This is a genomic window from Pseudonocardia oceanicola (genome assembly GCF_047200735.1).
In the GTDB taxonomy this organism is placed as follows: Bacteria; Actinomycetota; Actinomycetes; order Mycobacteriales; family Pseudonocardiaceae; genus Pseudonocardia.
Genome location: NZ_JBJZON010000006.1, coordinates 63,232 through 84,244, shown reverse-complemented (window position 1 = coordinate 84,244; position 21,013 = coordinate 63,232). Strand labels below are relative to the sequence as shown.

Genomic DNA, 21,013 nt, shown 5'->3' with positions numbered 1-21,013 from the left:
TGTCGCCCGCCAGCTCCGCCCCCACGGACCGCCCGACGGACACGGGCGGGTCGGCCGGATCGCAACCGCCCCGGAGCGTCCCTCCGCGCCCCGCGCGGGTCGCCCCCGTCGACCTCGCCCGCCTCGCCGCACTGGTCGGGGCCGAGCCGTATCCGGCCCAGGGGTCCGGGGTCGCCGTCACCGGGGTGACCCACCGCAACACCGACGTCCGCCCGGGTGACCTGTTCGCGGCGCTGCCGGGGGCGCGTGCCCACGGCGCGGACTTCGCCGGTGCGGCGCTCGCCGCCGGCGCGGCCGCCGTCCTCACCGATCCGGCCGGGCTGACCCGGCCCGAGCTGCGCGAGGCCGTCGAGCGCGGGGCCGTGCGGACGCTGCTGCACCCGCACCCCCGCACGATCCTCGGTGCGCTGTCCGCGGCCGTCTACGGGGACCCGACCGCGGACCTCACCGTGCTGGGCGTGACCGGGACCAGCGGCAAGACGACGGTCGCCCACTTCCTCGAGGCCGGGCTGCGGGCCGGTGGCCGCTCGACCGGGCTGCTCGGCACCGTGCAGACCCGGATCGGGGAGGACCGGCTGCCCAGCGCCTTCACCACCCCGGAGGCGCCCGACCTGCAGGCCCTGTTCGCGCTGATGCGCGAGCGCGGCGTCACGGACGTCGCGATGGAGGTCTCCAGCCACGCGCTGGCGCTGGGCCGGGTCGCCGGCACCCGGTTCGCGGTGGGCGCCTTCACCAACCTCTCCCAGGACCACCTGGACTTCCACCACGACATGGAGGAGTACTTCGCCGCCAAGGCGCGCCTGTTCGTCGACGACGGGCTGCGTGCGGCGCAGGGCGTGGTCTGCGTCGACGACGAGTGGGGTCGCCGGCTGGCCGGGATGGCCCCCGACGCCGTCACCGTGTCCACCATCGCGCCCGCCGACTGGACCGCCCGGGACCTGGTGACCGACCCCGACGGCGCCCAGCAGGCCGTCGTCGTCGCGCCGGACGGGCAGGAGATCCCGTTGCGGCTCCAGCTGCCCGGCGCGTTCAACATCGCCAACGCCGTGCTGGCGCTGGCCGTGCTCGATCTCGCCGGGGTGCCCGCCGCCGTCGCCGGCCCGCGCTTCGCCGAGCTGGCCGTGCCCGGGCGGATGCAACGGGTCAAGGCGGGCCAGGAGTTCCTCGCGGTCGTGGACTACGCGCACAAGCCCGCCGCGGTCGCCGCGCTGCTCGACGCGCTGCGCGGCCAGCAGCCCGGCGGCCGGGTCGTGACGGTGCTCGGCTGCGGCGGCGACCGCGACACCGGTAAGCGCCCGCTGATGGGGGCGGCCGCGGCGGCGCGCTCGGACGTGCTGATCGTCACCGACGACAATCCCCGCACCGAGGACCCGGCCGAGATCCGGGCCGCCATGCGCGCCGGTGCCGAGGCCGAGCCGGGTCGTGGCGACATCCTGGAGATCGGCGACCGGCGCGCGGCGATCGTGGCCGCCGTCGAGGTGGCGAAACCCGGCGACGTGGTGGTCGTTGCCGGTAAGGGACACGAGACCGGCCAGGAGGTCCACGGGGTCAAGCACCCGTTCGACGACGTGGACGAGCTCGCCGCGGCGATCCGCGCCGCGCGGCGATGATCCGGGGATCGAGGAAGGCACGATGATCGAGATGCGGCTGGCCGAGGTCGCCGCCGTGACCGGGGGGACGCTGCACCGGGCGACGGGCGACGAGCCCGTCACCGGGGTGGAGTTCGACTCCCGGAAGGTCGGGCCGGGCGGGCTGTTCCTCGCCCTGCCCGGGGAGCGCGCCGACGGGCACGACTTCGCGGCCGCGGCGGTGGCGGCCGGCGCCTCGGCGGTGCTCGCCGGGCGCGGGGTCGACGCCCCGGCCGTGATCGCGCCGCCGGCGGAGGACTCCTTCGCCGGTACCGACCTCGGCGACGCCGACCCGGACGGCTCGGGCGCCGCGGTGCTGACCGCGCTGGGCAGGCTGGCCCGGCACTCGGTCACCCACCTGCCGGACCTGCAGGTCGTCGGCGTGACCGGCAGTTCGGGCAAGACCTCGACCAAGGACCTGATCGCGGCCGTGCTCGCCCCGCTGGGCGAGACGGTCGCCCCGCCCGGGTCGTTCAACAACGAGCTGGGTCACCCGTGGACCGCGCTGCGCGCCGGTGCCGCCACCCGCCACCTGGTGCTGGAGCTCTCGGCGCGCGGGCCGGGGCACATCGCGCGGCTGTGCCGGACCGCGCCGCCGCGGATCGGCGTGGTGCTCAACGTCGGGAGCGCGCACGTCGGCGAGTTCGGCTCGCCGGAGGCGATCGCGCAGGCCAAGGGGGAGCTGGTCGAGGCGCTGCCCACCGCGGACGAGGGCGGGGTGGCGGTGCTCAACCTCGACGACCCGCGGGTCGCCGCCATGGCGTCCCGGACCTCCGCCCGCGTCGTCGGGTACGGCACGGGCGGTGCGGTACGGGCCGCGGACGTCCGGCTCGGGGCCGGGCGCGCCTCCTTCCGCCTGCTCACCCCGGCCGGCGAGGCGCCGGTCGCCCTGCAGCTGGTCGGCGAGCACCACGTGGGCAACGCCCTCGCCGCGGCGGCGGTCGCGCTGGAGCTCGGGGGCACGCCGGAGGGGATCGCGGTGGCGCTCTCCGGCGCCGGTGCCGCCTCCCGCTGGCGGATGGAGGTCACCGACCGGGCCGACGGCGTCACCGTCGTCAACGACGCCTACAACGCCAACCCCGAGTCGATGGCCGCCGCGCTGCGGGCGCTGGCCGCGATCGGCGGCGTCGGGGACGGTGGGCACCGTCGGCGCACCTGGGCGGTGCTGGGCCCGATGGCCGAGCTCGGGGACACGGCCCCGGCCGCGCACGCGCAGGTCGCCGACGTGGTGGCGGAGCTGGGTGTGGACCGCTTCGTGGCCGTGGGCACGGACCTCTACGGGACCGAGCAGGTCGCGGACCGGGAGGCCGCCGCCGCACTGCTGGCGGCGCAGGTCCGGCCCGGCGACGTCGTGCTGGTCAAGGCCTCCCGCTCGGCCGGGCTGGACCGGCTCGCCGCGGCGCTGCTGGACCAGGAGCTGATCCGACGGTGAGGGGTGTCTTCGTCGCGGCCGGGGTCGCGCTGGCCCTGTCCATCCTGCTCACCCCCTACCTCATCCGGTTCTTCGCGCGGCAGGGCTTCGGCCAGGAGATCCGCGCCGACGGGCCGAAGAGCCACCAGACCAAGCGGGGCACGCCCACGATGGGCGGGGTCGCCATCCTGTTCGCCATCTGGGCGGGCTACCTGGTCGCCCACCTGCTCACCGGCGAGCCGATGACGGCGTCGGCGCTGCTGGTCCTGTTCCTCACCACCGCGCTGGGGGTCGTCGGGTTCGTCGACGACTTCCTCAAGCTGCGCCGGCGCCGCAACCTGGGCCTGAACAAGACCTCGAAGATCGTCGGACAGGTGCTCACCGCGACGATCTTCAGCATCCTGGCGCTGCGGTTCGCGAACGCCCGCAATCTCACCCCGGCCTCGGAGTACCTGTCGTTCGTGCGGGACATCGCGGTGCTGGGGTTCGGCGTCGTCGGGTTCGTGATCCTCTGCAACCTGATCGTCGCGGCCTGGTCCAACGCCGTGAACCTCACCGACGGGCTCGACGGCCTGGCCGCCGGAACGGCCGCGATGGTCCTGGCCACCTACACGATCATCGGCTTCTGGCAGTTCCGGAACAGCTGCTCGGTCGCCGCGGCCGCCGGCTGCTACGAGGTGCGCGACCCACTCGACGTGGCCATCGTGGCCGCCGCCGCGATGGGCGGCTGCATCGGCTTCCTCTGGTGGAACGCCGCCCCGGCCCGCATCTTCATGGGCGACACGGGGTCACTGGCCCTCGGCGGCCTGCTCGCCGGGCTGTCCATGGTCACCAAGACCGAGCTGCTGCTCGTCGTCATGGGCGGGGTGTTCGTGGTCGAGGCGCTGTCCGTCTCGCTGCAGATCATCGTCTTCCGCACCACCCGGCGGCGGCTGTTCCGCATGGCCCCCTTCCACCACCACTTCGAGCTCGCCGGCTGGGCGGAGACCACAGTGATCATCCGGTTCTGGCTGCTCGCGGCGATCTGCGCGGCGCTGGGGCTGGGGATCTTCTACTCCGAGTGGCTCACCGCCTCCTCGGCCTTCTGAGATGAGCGGGTTCGCCGGGCGCACCGTCCTGGTCGCGGGCGCGGGGATCTCCGGGCTCGCCGCCGCCGAGGCCCTCGTCGCCGCCGGGGCCAGGACCCTGGTGTCCGACGACCGGGCCGCCGCCCTCGAGGACCTGCCCGACGGCGCCGAGGCCGTCACCGGGTTGCCTGCCGGGGTCGGGCTGGTCGTCACCGGCCCGGGCCGGCGCCCCGACCACCCGCTCGTCGCCGAGGCCGCGGCCCGCGGGATCGAGGTCGTCGGCGAGCCGGAGCTGGCCTGGCGGCTGGGCGAGGAGCGGGCGACCCCGCCGGTGTGGTTGGTCGTCACCGGGACGAACGGGAAGACCACCTGTACCGGCATGCTCGGTGCGATCCTGCGCGCGGCCGGGCTCGACGCCGTGGCCTGCGGCAACATCGGTTACCCGGTGGTCAGCGCGGTCGCGGCCGGGCACGCCGTGCTGGCGGTGGAGCTGTCCAGCTTCCAGCTGCACTGGTCGCCGTCGGTCGTCCCGGCCGCCGGGGTGGTGCTCAACGTCGCGGAGGACCACCTCGACTGGCACGGCGGCCTCGACGCGTACGCCGCCGCCAAGGCCCGCGCCCTGACCGGGTCCGTCGCCGTCGCCGGGATCGACGACGCGATCGCCGCGCGCCTGCTGCGCGAGTCCCCGGCCCCGACGAGGGTCGGTGTGACCCTGGCCGGGCCCGGTCCCGGTCAGCTCGGGATCGTGGGGGAGCAGCTGGTCGACCGCGCCTTCCCCGCGGGTCGGGAGCTCCGGCGGCGCGGGTCGGGAGGTCCCGCGGCGCGGGTCGGCGGCGTCGACGAGGGCCTGGTGCTCGCGGGGGTCGCCGACGTGACCCCCGGCGGGCCGCCCGGTCTCACGGACGCCCTGGCCGCGGCCGCGCTGGCCCGCGCCCACGGCGTCGGGCCCGGGGCCGTCCGGGAGGGGTTGGCCGCGTTCCGGCCCGGGCCGCACCGGTCGGCCCCGGTCGGGACCGTCGCGGGCGTCCGGTACGTCGACGACTCCAAGGCGACCAACCCGCACGCGGCCGACGCCGCGCTCGCCGCCCAGCCCGCGGGGCGGATCGTCTGGGTCCTGGGCGGGCTGCTCAAGGGCGCGCACGTCGACGATCTGGTGGCCCGGCACGCGGACCGGCTGGCCGGGGCCGTCGTGATCGGCACCGATCGGGCGGAGATCGTCGACGCACTCGCGCGACACGCGCCCCAGGTCCCCGCGCGCGAGGTGACGGAGGGCGACGATGAGGTCATGCCCTCCGCCGTCCGCCGTGCCGCCGCACTCGCCCGTCCGGGGGACGTCGTCCTCCTCGCGCCCGCGGCGGCCTCGATGGACCAGTTCCGGGACTACGCCGCGCGCGGGGAGGCGTTCGCCGCCGCCGTCGCGGCGCTGGCGTCGGAGGTGCCGCCGTCGTCCGCGACCGGCGGCGTGACCACGGGCGACGGGACCACGAGGGGCGGGGCCGGGGGGCCGGGCGCATGAGCGCCCCCACCCGGAGCCCGCGGGACCGCCGCGGGGCCCGCGGTCCGGACCGCGTCGCCCCGGCCCGGGCGGCCGTCGCCCGCGGTGTCCGCGCGCTGCAGGCCTGGCTGCGCCGCCCGCTCACCTCCCTGCACCTCGTGCTGGGGGTCTTCGGGCTGCTGACGATCTTCGGCCTGGTGATGGTGCTGTCGGCGTCGTCGGTGGAGGCGTACTCCGCGGGCGGCTCCTCGTACTCGGTGTTCGTGCACCAGCTCGGCTTCTGTGCGGTCGGCCTGGTGCTCTTCTACGTCGGGCTGCGGATCCCGCCGAGGCGGATGCGCGCCCTGGCACCGTGGATGCTGCTCGTCGGCGTCGCGCTGCTGGTCGCGGTGCTGATCCCCGGTCTCGGTGTGGTGCGCAACGGATCCCGCGCCTGGTTCGCCGTCGGCTCCTTCTCGCTGCAGCCGTCCGAGGGGGTCAAGGTTGCGCTCACCCTGTGGGGAGCGCACGTGCTCGTCGCCCGCCGCACCGTGATGCACCGCTGGAAGCACGCGCTCAACCCGCTGGTCCCGGTCACGCTGCTGCTGCTCACCCTGCTCGTCCTCGAGCCGGACCTGGGCATGACGATCTCGCTCGGCATCGTGATGATCGCGCTGCTGTGGTTCGGCGGGGCCCCCATGAAGCTGATCGCCGCGATCACCGTGGGCGGGATGGCGGGCGCGGTGGTCCTCGGCCTGACCGCCGGCTACCGGGTCAGCCGGATCACGGCCTTCCTGTCGTCGGACACGGCCGACCCGCTCGGTCCGGCCTACCAGGCCACCCAGGCCCTCTACTCGCTGGCCGACGGCGGGCTGTTCGGCGTCGGGCTCGGCCAGGGCCGGGCGAAGTGGGACTACCTGCCCAACGCGCACAACGACTTCATCTTCGCGATCATCGGTGAGGAGCTGGGCCTGGTCGGGGCGTTCGCGGTCCTCGGGCTGTTCGCCACGCTGGCCTACACCGGCCTGCGGATCGCGAAGCGCAGCACCGACCCGTGGCTGCGGCTGGTGACCGCCGCGTCGACGACCTGGCTCGTGGTGCAGGCCGCGATCAACATCGGCTACGTCGTCGGGCTGCTGCCGGTCACCGGGCTCCAGCTGCCGCTCATCTCCTCCGGGGGCACCTCGCTCGTCGTGACCATGTTCGTGTTCGGCATGCTGACGAACGCGGCCCGGCACGAGCCCGAGGCCGTGGCGGCGCTGCGGTCGGACGGCCAGGGCCGGATCGCCTCGTTCCTGCGGCTCCCGCTGCCGGAGCCCTACCGGGCCCCCGTCCCTCGTCCGCCGGCCCCGCGGTCGGTGCGCCGCTGAGCAGAGCGGACGGACGGCCCCGACCCAGTGACGGAACCCAGCAGAGCCCTCGAGCGGAGACGATGAGCGAGTACGGCACCCAGTTCCTGCCGCGGATGGGCCCGGGCCCGTCGGTGGTGGTCGCCGGCGGCGGGACCGCCGGACACATCGAGCCGGCGCTCGCCCTCGCCGATGCCGTCAAGCGGCTGCGGCCCGACGCGACCGTCACGGCCCTGGGCACGGAGAAGGGCCTGGACACCCGGTTGATCCCGGCCCGCGGCTACCCCCTCGAGCTGATCCCGCCGGTCCCGCTGCCGCGCAGGCCGACCGCCGACCTGCTCCGGCTGCCCGGCAAGGTGCACGGAGCCGTGGCCCGGGTGCGCGAGGTGCTCACCAAAGTGGAGGCCGACGTCGTCGTGGGCTTCGGCGGGTTCGTCGCCCTGCCGGCCTATCTCGGCGCCCGCGGCCGCGTCCCGATCGTGGTGCACGAGGCCAACGCCCGGGCGGGCCTGGCCAACAAGGTGGGCGCCCGGTTCGCCGCCGCCGTCGTGGCCGCCGTGCCCGGCAGCGGGCTGCCCAACGCGCAGGTGCTGGGCATCCCGCTGCGGCACGCCGTCACCACGCTGGACCGGGCCCGGCTGCGCGCCGAGGCCCGCCGCCGGTTCCGGCTGCCCCCGAACGGCCCGGTGCTGCTGGTCTTCGGCGGTTCGCAGGGCGCGCGCACCCTCAACGGTGCGGTGGCGCAGGCCCTGCCGGGGCTGCTGCACGAGGGCGTCGGGGTGCTGCACGCCCACGGTCCCACCGGGCAGGCCGCCGCGCCCCAGCCCGGGTACGTGCCGCTGCCCTACATCGACGACATGCACCTCGCCTACGCCGCCGCCGACGCCGTGCTCTGCCGGGCCGGCGCGATGACGGTCGCGGAGGTCTCCGCCGTCGGGCTGCCGGCGGTGTACGTGCCGCTGCCCCACGGCAACGGCGAGCAGGCGCTCAACGCCGAGCCGGTGGTGAAGGCCGGCGGCGGCGTGCTCGTCGGCGACGCCGAGCTGACCGGCGACCGGGTCCTCGCCGAGCTCGTCCCCTGGTTCCGCGAGCCCGGCCGGCTCGCCGCGATGGGCGCCGCGGCCCGCGCCTCCGGTCACGCCGACGCCGACGAGCGCCTGGCCCAGGTGGTGTTCGGGGTGCTGCGCCGGTGAGCGTCCCGATCCTCGGTCCCCACGTGCACCTGATCGGCATCGGCGGGGCGGGCATGAGCGGGGTCGCGCGGATCCTGCTGGCCCGCGGCGTCGCCGTGTCGGGGTCCGACGCCAAGGACTCGCGCACCGTCCTCGCGCTACGGGCGATGGGTGCGCGGATCGCGGTCGGGCACGCCCCGGAGAACCTCGAACAGCTCGACGAGCCGCCGACGGTCGTCGTCTCGACCGCGATCCGGGAGTCCAACCCCGAGCTGGCGCGCGCCCGCGAGCGCGGCCTCACCGTCGTGCACCGGGCGCAGGCGCTCGCCGCGCTCACCCAGGGCTACCGGGTCGCCGCCGTCGCGGGCACGCACGGCAAGACCTCCACGTCGTCCATGCTCACCGTCGCGCTGCAGCACTGCGGGCTCGACCCGTCGTTCGCCATCGGCGGGGACCTCACGGTCACCGGCGCCGGCGCGCACCACGGCGAGGGCGACGTGTTCGTGGTCGAGGCGGACGAGTCGGACGGCTCGTTCACCGCGTACGCCCCGCTCGTCGCGGTCGTCACCAACGTCGAGCCGGACCACCTCGACCACCACGGCGACGAGGCCGCCTACCGGGCGGTGTTCGAGGAGTTCCTCGGCCGGCTCGCGCCCGCCGGCACCCTCGTGACCTGCGCCGACGACGACGGCGCCGAGCGGCTGGCCGTCCTCGCCGAGTCCCGTGGGGTGCCGGTCCGCCGGTACGGGCGCACCGCCACCGGCCCGGAGGACGCCGTCCTGCTCGACTTCCGGCCCGAGGGCAGCGGCGCCCACGCCCGGTTGCGGCACCGCGGCGACGAGCGGGAGCTGCGGCTGGCGGTCCCCGGCGAGCACATGGCGCTCAACGCCCTCGGCGCGCTGCTGGCCGGGGTGGCGCTGGGCGCGCCGATGGCGGGCCTGGTCGAGGGGCTCGCCGTGTTCGACGGCGTCCGGCGCCGCTTCGAGTACAAGGGCCGCGCCGGCGGGGTCGCCGTGTACGACGACTACGCCCACCACCCCACCGAGGTCGCCGCCACCCTGCGGGCGGCCCGCGAGGTGCAGCCCGCGGCGGGAGGACCCGGGCGGCGCGGCCGGGTGATCGTGGCGTTCCAGCCGCACCTCTACTCCCGCACGCAGACCTTCGCCGAGGACTTCGGGCGCTCCCTGGCGCTGGCCGACGAGGTCGTGGTGCTCGACGTCTACGGTGCGCGCGAGGACCCCGAGCCCGGGGTGAGCGGTGCGCTCGTGGCCGACGCGGTGCCGCTGCCGGCCGAGCGGGTGCACTTCGTCCCGGCGTGGGCGGACGTGCCGAGCGTGCTCGCCGGCCTGGCCCGGCCCGGCGACCTGGTCCTCACCATGGGGGCCGGCGACGTCACCGTGCTGGGCCCGGAGATCCTCCTCGAGCTGGAGCGGGCCGCGACATGACCCGGCTCCCCTCCACCCGGCGCGGACGCCGGTCGCCGGAACGCTCCGCCGACCGTGCCGACCGTGCCGACCGTGCCGACCGTGCCGACCGTGCCGACCGGGTGACCGAGCGGCTGCCCGCGCGGCCGGCGGCCGCCGAGCGCGCCCGCCGCATCCGCGAGGAGCGGGCGGCGCAGCGGTCGCGGCTGCTGCCGCAGCAGCAGCGGGTGGAGGAGCGGCGGGCGCGCAGGTCGGCCCAGGTCGCCGCCCGGAAGGCCCGGAAGACCCGGAAGGCCCGGAAGGCGCGCACCGCGGAGCGCAGGGCGGTCCTGAAGGCGGCCCGGCCCGCCGACCGGCGGTTCCGGATCCGGCGGCGCGTGGCGTTGACCGTGCTCGTGCTGCTCCTGCTCGCGGGGCTCGGCGCGGGGGCATGGCTGCTGCTCGCCCGGTCCGGGCTGGCCGACGTGGAGAGCGTCGAGGTGACGGGCGCGCTGACGGTGTCCCGGGAGGCGGTGCTGGGCGCGGCGGGCGTCGAGACCGGCGTTCCGCTCGCCGAGGTCGACACGAAGGCCGTCGCCGGGCGCGTCGCCCGGTTGCCCGGGGTCGGCTCGGTGCAGGTCAGCCGCGGGTGGCCGCACACGGTGGAGATCACCGTCGTCGAGCGGACGCCGGTGGCGCTGGCCCGGACCCCGCAGGGCGTCACGCTGGTCGACGCGACCGGTGTCGCCTACCGGCCGGCGCCGGAGGTGCCGCCCGCACTGCCCATGCTGGGCTTCGGTGCCGTCGGGCCGGACGACCCGTCGACGAAGGCCGCCCTCGCCGTCCTGACGGCGCTGCCGCCGGACCTGCGCGCACAGGTCACCACGATCGACGTCGACAACGTGGCCACCGAGCCCACCGTCCGGCTCGGGCTGGGGGAGCGGCAGGTGCAGTTCGGCGCCGTCGAGCGCGTCGACCGCAAGATCGCCGTGCTGGTGCCGCTGCTGACCGAGGAGGGCACGGTCTACGACGTGTCGAGTCCCGAGCTGCCGACCGTCACCCGCTGACCGTCCGGTCGTCGGGGGTGCGCTGCTCCGCCCGACCCACTGTGTCGCCGTCGGTCAGCCTGGGTGAACGATGGGTCACGAGCACGTCGGGGATGTCCGGCGCCACACCATCGAGGTGTTGCCGACGCGCGGCGCGCCTGCTGGACCGTGCCCCCGCTCGGACCTAGCGTTCGACCGCGAACGGCCCGGACAGACCTGCTGGACGGAGCTGACCCGGACCCGAGCAACCGAGAGGTGCCGCGCATGACGCCCCCGCACAACTACCTGGCCGTGATCAAGGTCGTCGGCATCGGTGGCGGCGGCGTGAACGCCGTCAACCGCATGATCGAGGTCGGCCTCAAGGGCGTCGAGTTCATCGCGGTGAACACCGACGCCCAGGCGTTGCTCATGTCCGATGCGGACGTGAAGCTCGACATCGGGCGCGAGCTGACCCGCGGCCTCGGCGCGGGCGCCAACCCGGAGGTCGGGCGCAAGGCGGCCGAGGACCACCGCGAGGAGATCGAGGAGGTCCTCAAGGGGGCCGACATGGTCTTCGTGACCGCCGGCGAGGGCGGCGGGACCGGCACCGGCGGGGCGCCGGTCGTCGCGTCGATCGCCCGCAAGCTCGGTGCACTCACCATCGGCGTGGTCACCCGCCCGTTCACCTTCGAGGGGCGCCGGCGCGCGGGCCAGGCGGAGGACGGCATCACCCAGCTCCGCAACGAGTGCGACACCCTCATCGTCATCCCCAACGACCGGCTGCTGCAGCTCGGCGACGTCGGCGTCTCGCTGATGGACGCCTTCCGCTCCGCCGACGAGGTGCTGCTCTCCGGTGTCCAGGGCATCACCAACCTGATCACCACGCCCGGCCTGATCAACCTCGACTTCGCCGACGTGAAGTCGGTGATGTCCGGGGCGGGGTCCGCCCTGATGGGGATAGGGTCAGCACGCGGCGAGGGAAGGGCGGTGCAGGCCGCCGGCAAGGCCATCAACTCACCCCTGCTCGAGGCGTCGATGGACGGCGCCCAGGGCGTGCTGCTGTCGATCGCGGGCGGCTCGGACCTCGGCCTCTTCGAGATCAACGAGGCCGCGTCGCTGGTCCAGGAGGCCGCGCACCCCGAGGCCAACATCATCTTCGGCACGGTGATCGACGACTCCCTCGGCGACGAGGTGCGCATCACCGTGATAGCAGCCGGGTTCGAGGGCGGGACGCCCACGCACAAGAAGCTGGAGCCCTCCGCCTTCCGGTCGGCGGAGCCGGCGGCCCCTGCGGCCCCGCCCGCGCCGTCGGCGCCGTCGGCGCCACCGCCGGGCGGGCCGGGCAACGGGCAGCCGACCCACTCGTCCACCGCGTTCGGGGCCGGGGCCAACCAGAGCGGCACCCTGCCGCCGGTCGCCCCGTACTCGCCGCCCGCGCCCCGCCAGCCGGAGACCCGGCAGAACCCGGCCATGACCGAGCTGGGCGGACCGGTGGGCGAGCCGGGGTCGGCGCACCCGCAGCCCCCGCAGGAGCAGGTGCCGCCCGCCGCGAGCGCCCCGTCGACCGCGTCGAACCCCTCGCCGGGCGCGGAGGCCCCCGCGACGGAGGTCGACGACGACGTGGACGTCCCGCCCTTCATGCGCCGCTGAGGCGCGCGCCGCTCCTCGACGCCGTCGCCCTGTCGCGAATCCGCCTCCGGCCGGGCAGGGCGCGGCGGCGTGCGCGCCCCAGACGCCCCCTAGGCTCGACCCGTGAGTGAGACGGCGCAGCGCGCACGGGTCCGCAGGGTCGTGACCACCAGGGCCGGGGGCCGGTCCGCGGCTCCGTTCGACAGCTTCAACCTGTCCCGCTCCGTGGGCGACGACCCCGCCGCCGTCGACGCCAACCGCTACCGCCTCACCCGCGAGCTGGGCCTGCGCGGCACCGTGTTCCTGAACCAGGTGCACGGCACGCGCATCGTGACGGTCACCGAGCCGCCGCGGCGCAGCGCGCCCGACGTCCCGGAGACCGACGCCGCCGTCACCGCCGTCCCCGGGATCGGGCTGGCGGTGCTCGCGGCGGACTGCACCCCCGTGCTGCTGTCGGATCCGAGGGCCGGCGTCGTCGGCGCCGCGCACGCCGGGCGGGTCGGGGCGGCCGCCGGGGTCGTGCCGGCGGTCGTGGCGGCCATGCAGGAGCTGGGCGCCGCCGTCGAGGACATCGAGGTGCTGCTCGGCCCGGCGGTCTGCGGGCTCTGCTACGAGGTGCCCGCCGCGATGCGGGCGGAGGTGGAGGCGGCCCTGCCGGGCAGCGCCGCGACGACCCGCCGCGGCGCGCCCTCGGTCGACGTCCGCGCGGGCCTGTACCGCCAGCTCGCCGAGCTCGGCATCGCGAAGGTCGGCGTGGACCCGCGCTGCACCGTGGAGGACCCGGCCCTGTTCAGCCACCGCCGGGACCGGCGCACGGGGCGCCTCGCCGGCGTCGTCTGGCTCGACGCGGGCACCTGAGCGCTGCGTCGGCCCCCTCGGGACGGCACGGTGGACGTTCGGGAGACATCACGGTTGCGTGACGCTCGCGACACCACCCCTTCGGCTCGCGGGCCCAGGCGGACACGTTCCGTAAGGTTCGCCGGGTGACCCAGGAGGCCTCCCCGGAGCGGCGCGCCGAGCTCGAGCGGCGCCTCGGCGAGGTGCGCGCCCGGATCGCGCAGGCCTGCACCGCCGCGGGGCGGGACCCGGCCGAGGTGGAGCTGCTCGCCGTCACCAAGACGATCCCCGCGGCCGACGTCGCCGCCCTGGTCGACCTCGGGCTCGCCGCGTTCGGCGAGAACCGGGCGCAGGAGGCCGCGGCCAAGGTCGAGGAGCTGCGCGCGCTGCGCCCCGACGCCCGGGTGCGGTGGCACTTCGTGGGCGGGCTGCAACGGAACAAGGCGCGGTCCGTGGTCCCGTGGGTGACCCGGGTCGAGAGCGTCGACTCGCCGCGGCTGGCCGCCGCGCTGGACAAGGCGGTGCTCCGCGCACTCGACGAGGGACTCCGGACCGAGCCGCTGCCGGTGCTCGTCCAGTACAGCGTGGACGGTGACCCGGAGCGCGGCGGCGTGCCCGACGACGGCCTGCTCGGGCTCGCGGACCAGGTCGCGGGGGCATCCGGGCTCGTCCTCGACGGACTCATGAGCGTCGCCCCACTGGGTGCCGACGTCGAGAGGTCGTTTGCCGCCATCGAGGCGGCGGGTAGGCGGGTGCGGTCCTCGCACCCCGGCGCCACCGTGTTGTCGGCCGGGATGAGTGGGGACCTGGAGGTGGCGATCCGTCACGGTTCGACGGTCGCGCGTGTCGGAACGGCCCTTGTGGGGGACCGGACGTTAACCTCCCGGTGACTGCCCGGTCCGCGGGGGCGGACCGGCATCGGGGGCGTCGAGGATTGGGAGCTCGGATGAGTGCGATGTACCGGCTCAAGGCCTACTTCGGCATGGTGCCCGCCGAGGAGATGGACTACGCCGACGAGCCGACGGCCTTCGCCGATCCGCGCCGGGTGTCCCGCAGCGCGCGCGCCGACCGTTGGTCGGATCCGGACGACCACTTCGACGACGCGCCCGCTCCCCGGAGCGCCTACTCCGGCTACGAGCGGGCCCGCGACGAGCGTCCCCAGGACGACTGGGACCGCCGGTCGGCGCGCGAGGGCGTCCGTCCGGCGCGTGGCCCGCGGGAGCCCGTGCGCGCCGGCGCCGGGCTGGGCGGGGCAGGGGGCAGCGGCCTTCCGGCGGCGTCCCCGGCGACCCGCGGCGCGTTGGCCGTGGACCGCGAGGAGGCCGTCCTGCGGGCCGCGCCGGAGCCGCCGGCCCCGGTCACCACGCCGTCCGCGGTGCCCGAGCAGCGGGACCGCGGGGCGGCCGCCCTGGCCCGCATCACCACCCTGCAGCCGAGCAGCTTCACCGAGGCCCGCACGATCGGCGAGCGGTACCGCGACGGGGTGCCGGTGATCATCAACCTGACCGATCTCGACGAGGCCGCCGCGCGCCGCCTGGTGGACTTCGCCGCAGGTCTGGCGTTCGCGCTGCGCGGTTCGATCGACAAGGTGACCAGCCGGGTGTTCCTCCTGACGCCGGCCGACGTCGAGGTCTCGGCCGACGACGCCCGCAGGCTCGCAGAGCGGGGCCTCTTCCGTCAGGATTAGGGCGTGCCGATCGCCGTCCAGTTCGTCATCTACTACATCCTGTTCTTCTTCTGGCTCCTGCTCGTCGCGCGCATCGTGGTGGAGCTGGTGCACTCGTTCGCGCGCGAGTGGGTGCCCGCCGGACGTCCGGCCGCGGCTCTCGAGGTGGTGTTCAGCGTCACCGACCCGCCCGTCAAGTTGTTGCGGAGAGTGATCCCCGTCGTCCGGATCGGGGGCGTCGGACTGGACCTCTCGATTATGGTTCTGCTGCTGGTGGTGTTCATACTGATGAGCATTGCCAGACCGGCGGTGGCGTGAGCCCCAGTCACCCGCCAGCCGGTTTGCCGCCGAGGACTGCATGAGGTGATCCGATGCCGCTGACGCCCGCCGACGTTCACAACGTCGCGTTCAGCAAGCCCCCGATCGGTAAGCGGGGGTACAACGAGGACGAGGTCGACGCGTTCCTCGACCTGGTCGAGGCCGAGTTGGCCCGGCTGATCGAGGAGAACGAGGACCTGCGCGAGCAGGTCTCCCAGCTCGAACAGCGACTCGGCAACGCCGAGGCCGACCTGGAGGAGGCGCGGTCGCGCCCGCAGCAGGGCGGGATGGGTGCCCAGTCCGGGCCGCCGCCCACGCAGCAGATCCGCCCCGTGGAGGCCCCGCAGCCCCCGCGGCCGGTCGAGCCGCAGCGCGCCGTGGGCCCGATGGGCGACGGCGACGCCACCGGTGGGGACCACCACGTCCAGGCCGCCAAGGTCCTGGGTCTGGCCCAGGAGATGGCCGACCGGCTGACCGCCGAGGCCAAGAACGAGGCCGACGCGATGCTGTCGGACGCTCGGGCGAAGTCGGAGCAGCTGCTCAGCGAGGCCCGGACCAAGTCCGACGGCCTGGTGAACGACGCCCGTGCCCGCGCCGAGACGATGCTCAACGACGCGCGCACCCGCGCCGAGACGCTCGAGCGGCAGTCCCGCGACAAGGCGTCGACGCTGGTCAGCGAGGCCGAGCGCAAGCAGACCGAGATCATCGGCACGATCACGCGGGACAAGGGCGTGCTCGAGAAGAAGATCGACGAGCTGCGGACCTTCGAGCGCGAGTACCGCACCCGGCTCAAGACCTACCTGGAGTCGCAGCTGCGCGACCTGGAGGGCCGGGGCTCGGCCGCGCCGTCGGACGCCGCCCGGTCGAACGCCAACGGCGGGTACGCCGCCACCGGCTACGGCCAGCGCGCGGACGCCGGAAGCTGACGGCCCGGCCGAAGTCCGACCGATTGGCGGGCGGCAGTGCGGCCCTCGTGCCACCGCCCGCCGTACACGGGGTGAACAGTGCTGCTGCTGGTTCTCGTTCTGGTCCTGATCGCCTTCGGCCTGCTGGTCGTGGCCCTGCTCTCCGGCAGCGTCCTGTGGGCGTGGATCTCCGTGGCCGTCTCCGTGGCGGCCGCGGTGGCCCTGCTGGTCGACTGGCTGCAACGCCGCTCTGCCGTGAAGGCGGGGGCGGAGCCGCAGCAGGCGGCCGGCGGGGGCGCCAGGACGCCCGGTGCGCCGCCCGGCGTGCCGCAGGCTCCCCGGCGTGACATCGAGCCGGTCACCGAGGTGATCCCGGTTCTCGGGCACGGCTCACGCGGGCGCACGGCCCCGGCCGGGCCGGCGGGGGATCGTGGACGGTCCTCGTCGGACTCCGGTGGTGCGGACGCGGAGGCCACGTCCGTGATGCCTCTCGTGGGACCGTCCGGCTCAGCCGAGCGACCGTCCGGCGCTGCGGCGGGCGACACTCGGTCGAATGAATCTTCGTCACGCAGCGTCACGGGTGCCGAGGAGCGTTCCGACGACGCCGGACATCGCGGATCTCCGTCGGGGGACGACCGTTCCGGCAGCGGGTTCGCGACGGGACTCGCGGCGGGCGTCGCGGGTGCTTCGGCGGCGGGCCTCGCCGGATCGGCGCCCGGGAAGCACGAGACCGAGGAGCCGGGCGCGGGCCGCGGCGAGACCACGCCGGGGGCGTCGGTCGCGGCCATGCCGGAGCCGTCGGGCGCGACGAAGCTCCCGCACCCGGCGACGGAGCCCCCGACGGCCGACGACCCGACACCGGAGGGGCCGACACCCGAGGGGCCGACACCGGAGGAGGGCTCGACCCCGGAGCGGTCGGCAGAGCCCGGTGCGGAGCCGGCGGCCCCCCGCGCCCCGGAGGCGGACCTGGCTTCGGAGCCCGGTCGGGCGGGTGGCACGGCGGCAGCCGGCCCGGCCGCGGGTTCCGGTGCCGCGACCGGTGGTGCGTCCGCCGCCGGTGCCGCCGGCGAACCGCTCGCGCCGGCCGGTGCGGCGGGCGGGGCCGAGGGTGCGCCCACCCCGGACGCAGCCACCGGCGCCCCCGGATCCGGCGCGGCTTCCGCCCCCGGCGCGCAGATCGACGGGCCCACCGTGGCCACCCCGGCCCACACCGGATCCACCGCACAGGCGGAGCAGCAGGTCCGGTCGGCACCGGAGCAGCCGGGCGTCCCGGTTGCCCAGGGGGAGCAGGACCAGGCGGGCCGGCCCCAGGAGCAGTCCGGTCAGCAGTCCGCCGGCGGTCCGCCGCCGGGGTCGATGCCGCCCCCTGGTCCGCACGGCGAGCCGCCGGAGGAGCCCCGGGACGCGACGGTCGCCGCGCTGGTCGCCGAACTCGACGACGAGGTCGTCGTGGTCGACGAGCAGCCGCGGTACCACCTGGCGGGTTGCCGGTCGCTGCCCGGCCGCCCGGTGATCCCGCTGCCGGCCAAGGAGGCCGTGGAGCTGGGCTTCACCCCGTGCGGGTGGTGCGCCCCGGATCGCACCATGGCGGACCGGCACCGGGCCGCCGCGCGCTGACGTACCCCTCGACCTGCACGAACGGCGCTCTCGCTCGCCCGCACCGAGCGAGAGTGCCGTGCGCTCGTGCACCTCCCGGAACAAGCGTTCGCCGGGGCGCGTTACCCTTGCCGGACACAGGCACCGATCCGGCCATCACCGGGGAGCCTCCGGAAGAAACCGGCGCTGGGGTCGGAAGGGGCAGCGCCGGGAGTAGAACCGGACGGGTTCGGCCCGTCACAGCCGTCGAACGAGCGGTCCCGCGCGAGCGGGGCAAGCGGGGTGGTACCGCGGCGTGAGTCGTCCCCGTGCAGACCGGACACACACTGCACGAGGAGCACCGACCGCCATGAGCGAGAGCTACCCGCCGGTTCCCGCGCATCCCGCGTTCCCGCAGCTCGAGCGCGAGGTCCTCAAGTACTGGGAGGCCGACGACACGTTCGTCGCCTCCGTCGAGGCCCGCCCCGCCGGTGACAACGGCAGCAACGAGTTCGTCTTCTACGACGGCCCGCCCTTCGCCAACGGCCTCCCGCACTACGGGCACCTGCTGACCGGGTACGTGAAGGACGTCGTGCCCCGGTACCAGACCATGCGGGGCAAGCACGTCGAGCGCCGGTTCGGCTGGGACACCCACGGCCTGCCCGCCGAGGTCGAGGCGGAGCGCCAGCTCGGGATCACCCACAAGTCCGAGATCGAGAGCATGGGCATCGCCGAGTTCAACGAGGCGTGCCGCACCTCCGTGCTCCGCTACACCGGCGAGTGGCGCGACTACGTGACCCGCCAGGCCCGTTGGGTCGACTTCGACCACGACTACAAGACGCTCGACCTGGACTACATGGAAAGCGTCATGTGGGCCTTCAAGACGCTGTGGGACAAGGGGCTCGTCTACTCCGGGTTCCGGGTGCTCTGGTACTGCTGGCGCTGCGAGACCCCGCTGTCGAACTCCGAGACCAAGATGGACGACGTCTACCGGGACCGCCAGGACCCGGCCGTCACCGTCGGCCTGCGGCTGGTGAGCGACGACCCGGAGCTGGACGACGCCCTGGCCCTGGTCTGGACGACCACGCCCTGGACCCTGCCGTCGAACCTCGCCGTCGCGGTGAACCCCGAGGTCGAGTACTCGCTGCTGCGCGCCGACGGGGAGAAGTACGTCCTGGCGTCCGCCCGGGTGGGTGCCTACGCCCGTGAGCTGGGGGAGGAGCCGGAGGTCCTGCGGACCTTCACCGGTCGCGAGCTGCTCGGTCTGTCCTACACCCCGCCGTTCGACTTCTTCGTCGGCCGGGCGAACGCGCACCGGGTGCTGGAGGCGGACTACGTCACCACCGAGGACGGCACCGGGCTCGTGCACATCGCGCCCGCGTTCGGTGAGGAGGACAAGGCCGTCACCGACGCGGCGGGGATCGAGGCCGTCGTGCCGGTCGACCCGCGCGGCGAGTTCACCGTGGAGGTGCCGCCGTACGCCGGCCAGCAGGTGTTCGACGCCAACCCGAACATCATCCGGGACCTCAAGGCCGGCACGGCGCCGTACGTCACGGGCGTCCTGCTGCGGCACGAGACGTACGACCACCCGTACCCGCACTGCTGGCGCTGCGGCAACGCGCTGATCCAGCGGGCGGTGGACTCGTGGTTCGTGCAGGTCACGGCGTTCCGGGAGCGGATGGTCGAACTCAACGGGCAGATCAACTGGGTGCCCGGCAACATCCGGGACGGCCAGTTCGGCAGGTGGCTCGAGGGTGCCCGGGACTGGGGCATCTCCCGCAACCGCTTCTGGGGCAGCCCGATCCCGGTGTGGCAGTCGGACGACCCGCGCTACCCACGCACGGACGTCTACGGCTCGCTCGACGAGATCGAGCGGGACTTCGGCGTCCGGCCGACGGACCTGCACCGGCCCTTCGTCGACGAGCTGACCCGCCCGAACCCCGACGACCCCACGGGGAAGTCGACCATGCGCCGGGTGCCGGAGGTGCTGGACTGCTGGTTCGAGTCCGGCTCGATGCCGTTCGCGCAGGTGCACTACCCGTTCGAGAACGCGGACTGGTTCGAGCACCACTACCCGGGCGACTTCATCGTCGAGTACAACGGCCAGACCCGCGGCTGGTTCTACACGCTGCACGTGCTGGCCACGGCGCTGTTCGACCGGCCGGCGTTCGAGAGCTGCGTGGCGCACGGGATCGTGCTGGGCGACGACGGCGCGAAGATGTCGAAGTCGCTGCGCAACTACCCGGACGTCAACGAGGTCTTCGACCGCGACGGGTCGGACGCCATGCGGTGGTTCCTCATGGCGAGCCCGATCCTGCGCGGCGGGAACCTGGTCGTCACCGAGCAGGGCATCCGCGAGGGCGTCCGGCAGGCGATCCTGCCGCTGTGGAACACCTGGTACTTCCTGTCGCTCTACGCCGGGGCGGCCGGGGTGACCGGGAGGACGTCGACCTCCAGCACGAACGTGCTGGACCGGTACGTGCTGGCCAAGACGGCGGCGCTGGTCGACGGCGTCACCGCCGCGATGGACGCCTACGACATCGCGGGGGCCTGCGAGCAGGTCCGCGATCACGCCGAGGTGCTCACGAACTGGTACGTCCGACGCTCCCGGGACCGGTTCTGGGAGGGCGACCGGGAGGCCGTCGACACCCTGCACACCGTGCTGGAGGTGACCGCGCGGGTCGCCGCGCCGCTGTTGCCGCTCACCATGGAGCAGCTGTGGCAGGGGCTCACCGGCGGCCGCTCGGTGCACCTGGCCGACTGGCCGTCGGCGGACGAGCTCCCGCACGACGACGCCCTGGTCGCCGCCATGGACCGGGTCCGGCAGGTGGCCTCCGCGGGGCTGTCCCTGCGGAAGGCGCGCCGGCTGCGTGTCCGGCTGCCGCTGGCGTCGATGACCGTCGCGGCCGCGGACGCGGAGACCCTCGCGCCGTTCGCCGACGTCCTGCGGGACGAGGTGAACGTCAAGGAGGTCGTGCTGACCACGGACGTCGCGACCTACGGCCGCTTCGAGCTGACGGTCAACGCCCGCGCCTGCGGTCCCCGGCTGGGTGGTGACACCCAGAAGGTGATCAAGGCGGTCAAGGCGGGGAACTGGACGTCGACCGCCTCGGGGACGGTCACGGCCGGCGGCATCGAGCTGCTGGAGGGCGAGTTCGCCGAGCGGCTGCAGGCCGCGGACCCGGCCTCGACCAGCGCTCTCCCGGGCAACACGGGGCTCGTCGTGCTGGACACCGACGTCACACCGGAGCTGGCGGCCGAGGGCACGGCGCGCGATGTCGTGCGCGCGGTCCAGCAGGCCCGCCGCGACGCCGGCCTCGAGGTCTCGGACCGGATCGCCCTGACCCTCGACGCGCCGGAGCCGGTTCTCGACGCCGTCCGGGCCCACGAGGCCTTCGTGGCCGGCGAGGTCCTGGCGACGAGCGTGTCGTACGCCGCGCTCACCGAGCCGACCGGTACCGGCGGCGTCTCCGACCCGTCGGGGAGGAGCGCCGAGGTCCGGGTGGCCGTCACCAAGAACTGACCTCGTGAGTGGCGCTAGTCGCTAGAGCGAC

16 protein-coding genes are annotated in these 21,013 nt (G+C 75.0%); all 16 read left to right on the top strand.

All coding sequences use genetic code 11. The features are described 5' to 3' along the window. Positions 1-131: 131 nt before the first annotated feature. The 16 genes from ACL02T_RS11430 (at position 132) to ileS (ending at position 20,982) form a co-directional block, all read left to right on the top strand. Positions 132-1,610, top strand: a complete 1,479-nt coding sequence (locus ACL02T_RS11430; RefSeq protein ID WP_412830811.1) for a UDP-N-acetylmuramoyl-L-alanyl-D-glutamate--2,6-diaminopimelate ligase — start codon at positions 132-134, stop codon at positions 1,608-1,610. Between the two features lie 22 nt (positions 1,611-1,632). Further along, positions 1,633-3,060 carry a UDP-N-acetylmuramoyl-tripeptide--D-alanyl-D-alanine ligase gene (locus tag ACL02T_RS11425; protein ID WP_412830628.1) on the top strand — a complete coding sequence of 476 codons (1,428 nt, stop codon included), beginning with the start codon at positions 1,633-1,635 and terminating at the stop codon, positions 3,058-3,060. Further along, complete coding sequence (gene mraY, locus ACL02T_RS11420) at positions 3,057-4,127, top strand: phospho-N-acetylmuramoyl-pentapeptide-transferase (protein ID WP_412830627.1); 1,071 nt, start codon at positions 3,057-3,059, stop codon at positions 4,125-4,127. Before ACL02T_RS11425 ends, mraY begins: the two co-directional genes overlap by 4 nt. 1 nt (position 4,128) lies before the next feature. Beyond that, complete coding sequence (murD, locus tag ACL02T_RS11415) at positions 4,129-5,622, top strand: UDP-N-acetylmuramoyl-L-alanine--D-glutamate ligase (protein WP_412830626.1); 1,494 nt, start codon at positions 4,129-4,131, stop codon at positions 5,620-5,622. Then, positions 5,619-6,950 (top strand): putative lipid II flippase FtsW, encoded by a 1,332-nt coding sequence (ftsW, locus tag ACL02T_RS11410; protein ID WP_412830625.1) that lies wholly within the window; start codon positions 5,619-5,621, stop codon positions 6,948-6,950. The genes murD and ftsW overlap by 4 nt, the downstream gene beginning before the upstream one ends. A 62-nt stretch (positions 6,951-7,012) precedes the next feature. Continuing rightward, complete coding sequence (murG, locus tag ACL02T_RS11405) at positions 7,013-8,122, top strand: undecaprenyldiphospho-muramoylpentapeptide beta-N-acetylglucosaminyltransferase (RefSeq protein WP_412830624.1); 1,110 nt, start codon at positions 7,013-7,015, stop codon at positions 8,120-8,122. Then, positions 8,119-9,546 (top strand): UDP-N-acetylmuramate--L-alanine ligase, encoded by a 1,428-nt coding sequence (gene murC, locus ACL02T_RS11400; RefSeq protein WP_412830623.1) that lies wholly within the window; start codon positions 8,119-8,121, stop codon positions 9,544-9,546. The genes murG and murC overlap by 4 nt, the downstream gene beginning before the upstream one ends. Then, complete coding sequence (locus ACL02T_RS11395; RefSeq protein WP_412830622.1) at positions 9,543-10,571, top strand: cell division protein FtsQ/DivIB; 1,029 nt, start codon at positions 9,543-9,545, stop codon at positions 10,569-10,571. The genes murC and ACL02T_RS11395 overlap by 4 nt, the downstream gene beginning before the upstream one ends. A gap of 243 nt (positions 10,572-10,814) precedes the next feature. Further along, positions 10,815-12,179 carry a cell division protein FtsZ gene (ftsZ, locus tag ACL02T_RS11390; protein WP_412830621.1) on the top strand — a complete coding sequence of 455 codons (1,365 nt, stop codon included), beginning with the start codon at positions 10,815-10,817 and terminating at the stop codon, positions 12,177-12,179. 102 nt (positions 12,180-12,281) lie between these two features. Then, positions 12,282-13,016: a peptidoglycan editing factor PgeF gene (gene pgeF / locus ACL02T_RS11385; protein WP_412830620.1), complete on the top strand. Its 735-nt coding sequence runs from the start codon at positions 12,282-12,284 to the stop codon at positions 13,014-13,016. Between the two features lie 125 nt (positions 13,017-13,141). Beyond that, positions 13,142-13,885, top strand: a complete 744-nt coding sequence (locus ACL02T_RS11380) for a YggS family pyridoxal phosphate-dependent enzyme (protein WP_412830619.1) — start codon at positions 13,142-13,144, stop codon at positions 13,883-13,885. A 56-nt stretch (positions 13,886-13,941) separates the two neighbouring features. Continuing rightward, positions 13,942-14,682 (top strand): cell division protein SepF, encoded by a 741-nt coding sequence (locus ACL02T_RS11375; protein ID WP_412830618.1) that lies wholly within the window; start codon positions 13,942-13,944, stop codon positions 14,680-14,682. A gap of 3 nt (positions 14,683-14,685) precedes the next feature. Continuing rightward, positions 14,686-14,979 (top strand): YggT family protein, encoded by a 294-nt coding sequence (locus ACL02T_RS11370; protein WP_412830617.1) that lies wholly within the window; start codon positions 14,686-14,688, stop codon positions 14,977-14,979. Between the two features lie 53 nt (positions 14,980-15,032). Then, the gene (gene wag31, locus ACL02T_RS11365; protein WP_412830616.1) at positions 15,033-15,905 is read left to right on the top strand and encodes a DivIVA-like cell division protein Wag31; all 873 of its coding nucleotides are present in this window, start codon (positions 15,033-15,035) and stop codon (positions 15,903-15,905) included. 78 nt (positions 15,906-15,983) lie between these two features. Then, positions 15,984-17,501 carry a hypothetical protein gene (locus tag ACL02T_RS11360; RefSeq protein WP_412830615.1) on the top strand — a complete coding sequence of 506 codons (1,518 nt, stop codon included), beginning with the start codon at positions 15,984-15,986 and terminating at the stop codon, positions 17,499-17,501. A 328-nt stretch (positions 17,502-17,829) separates the two neighbouring features. Next, positions 17,830-20,982 carry an isoleucine--tRNA ligase gene (gene ileS / locus ACL02T_RS11355; protein ID WP_412830614.1) on the top strand — a complete coding sequence of 1,051 codons (3,153 nt, stop codon included), beginning with the start codon at positions 17,830-17,832 and terminating at the stop codon, positions 20,980-20,982. Positions 20,983-21,013: the final 31 nt, after the last annotated feature.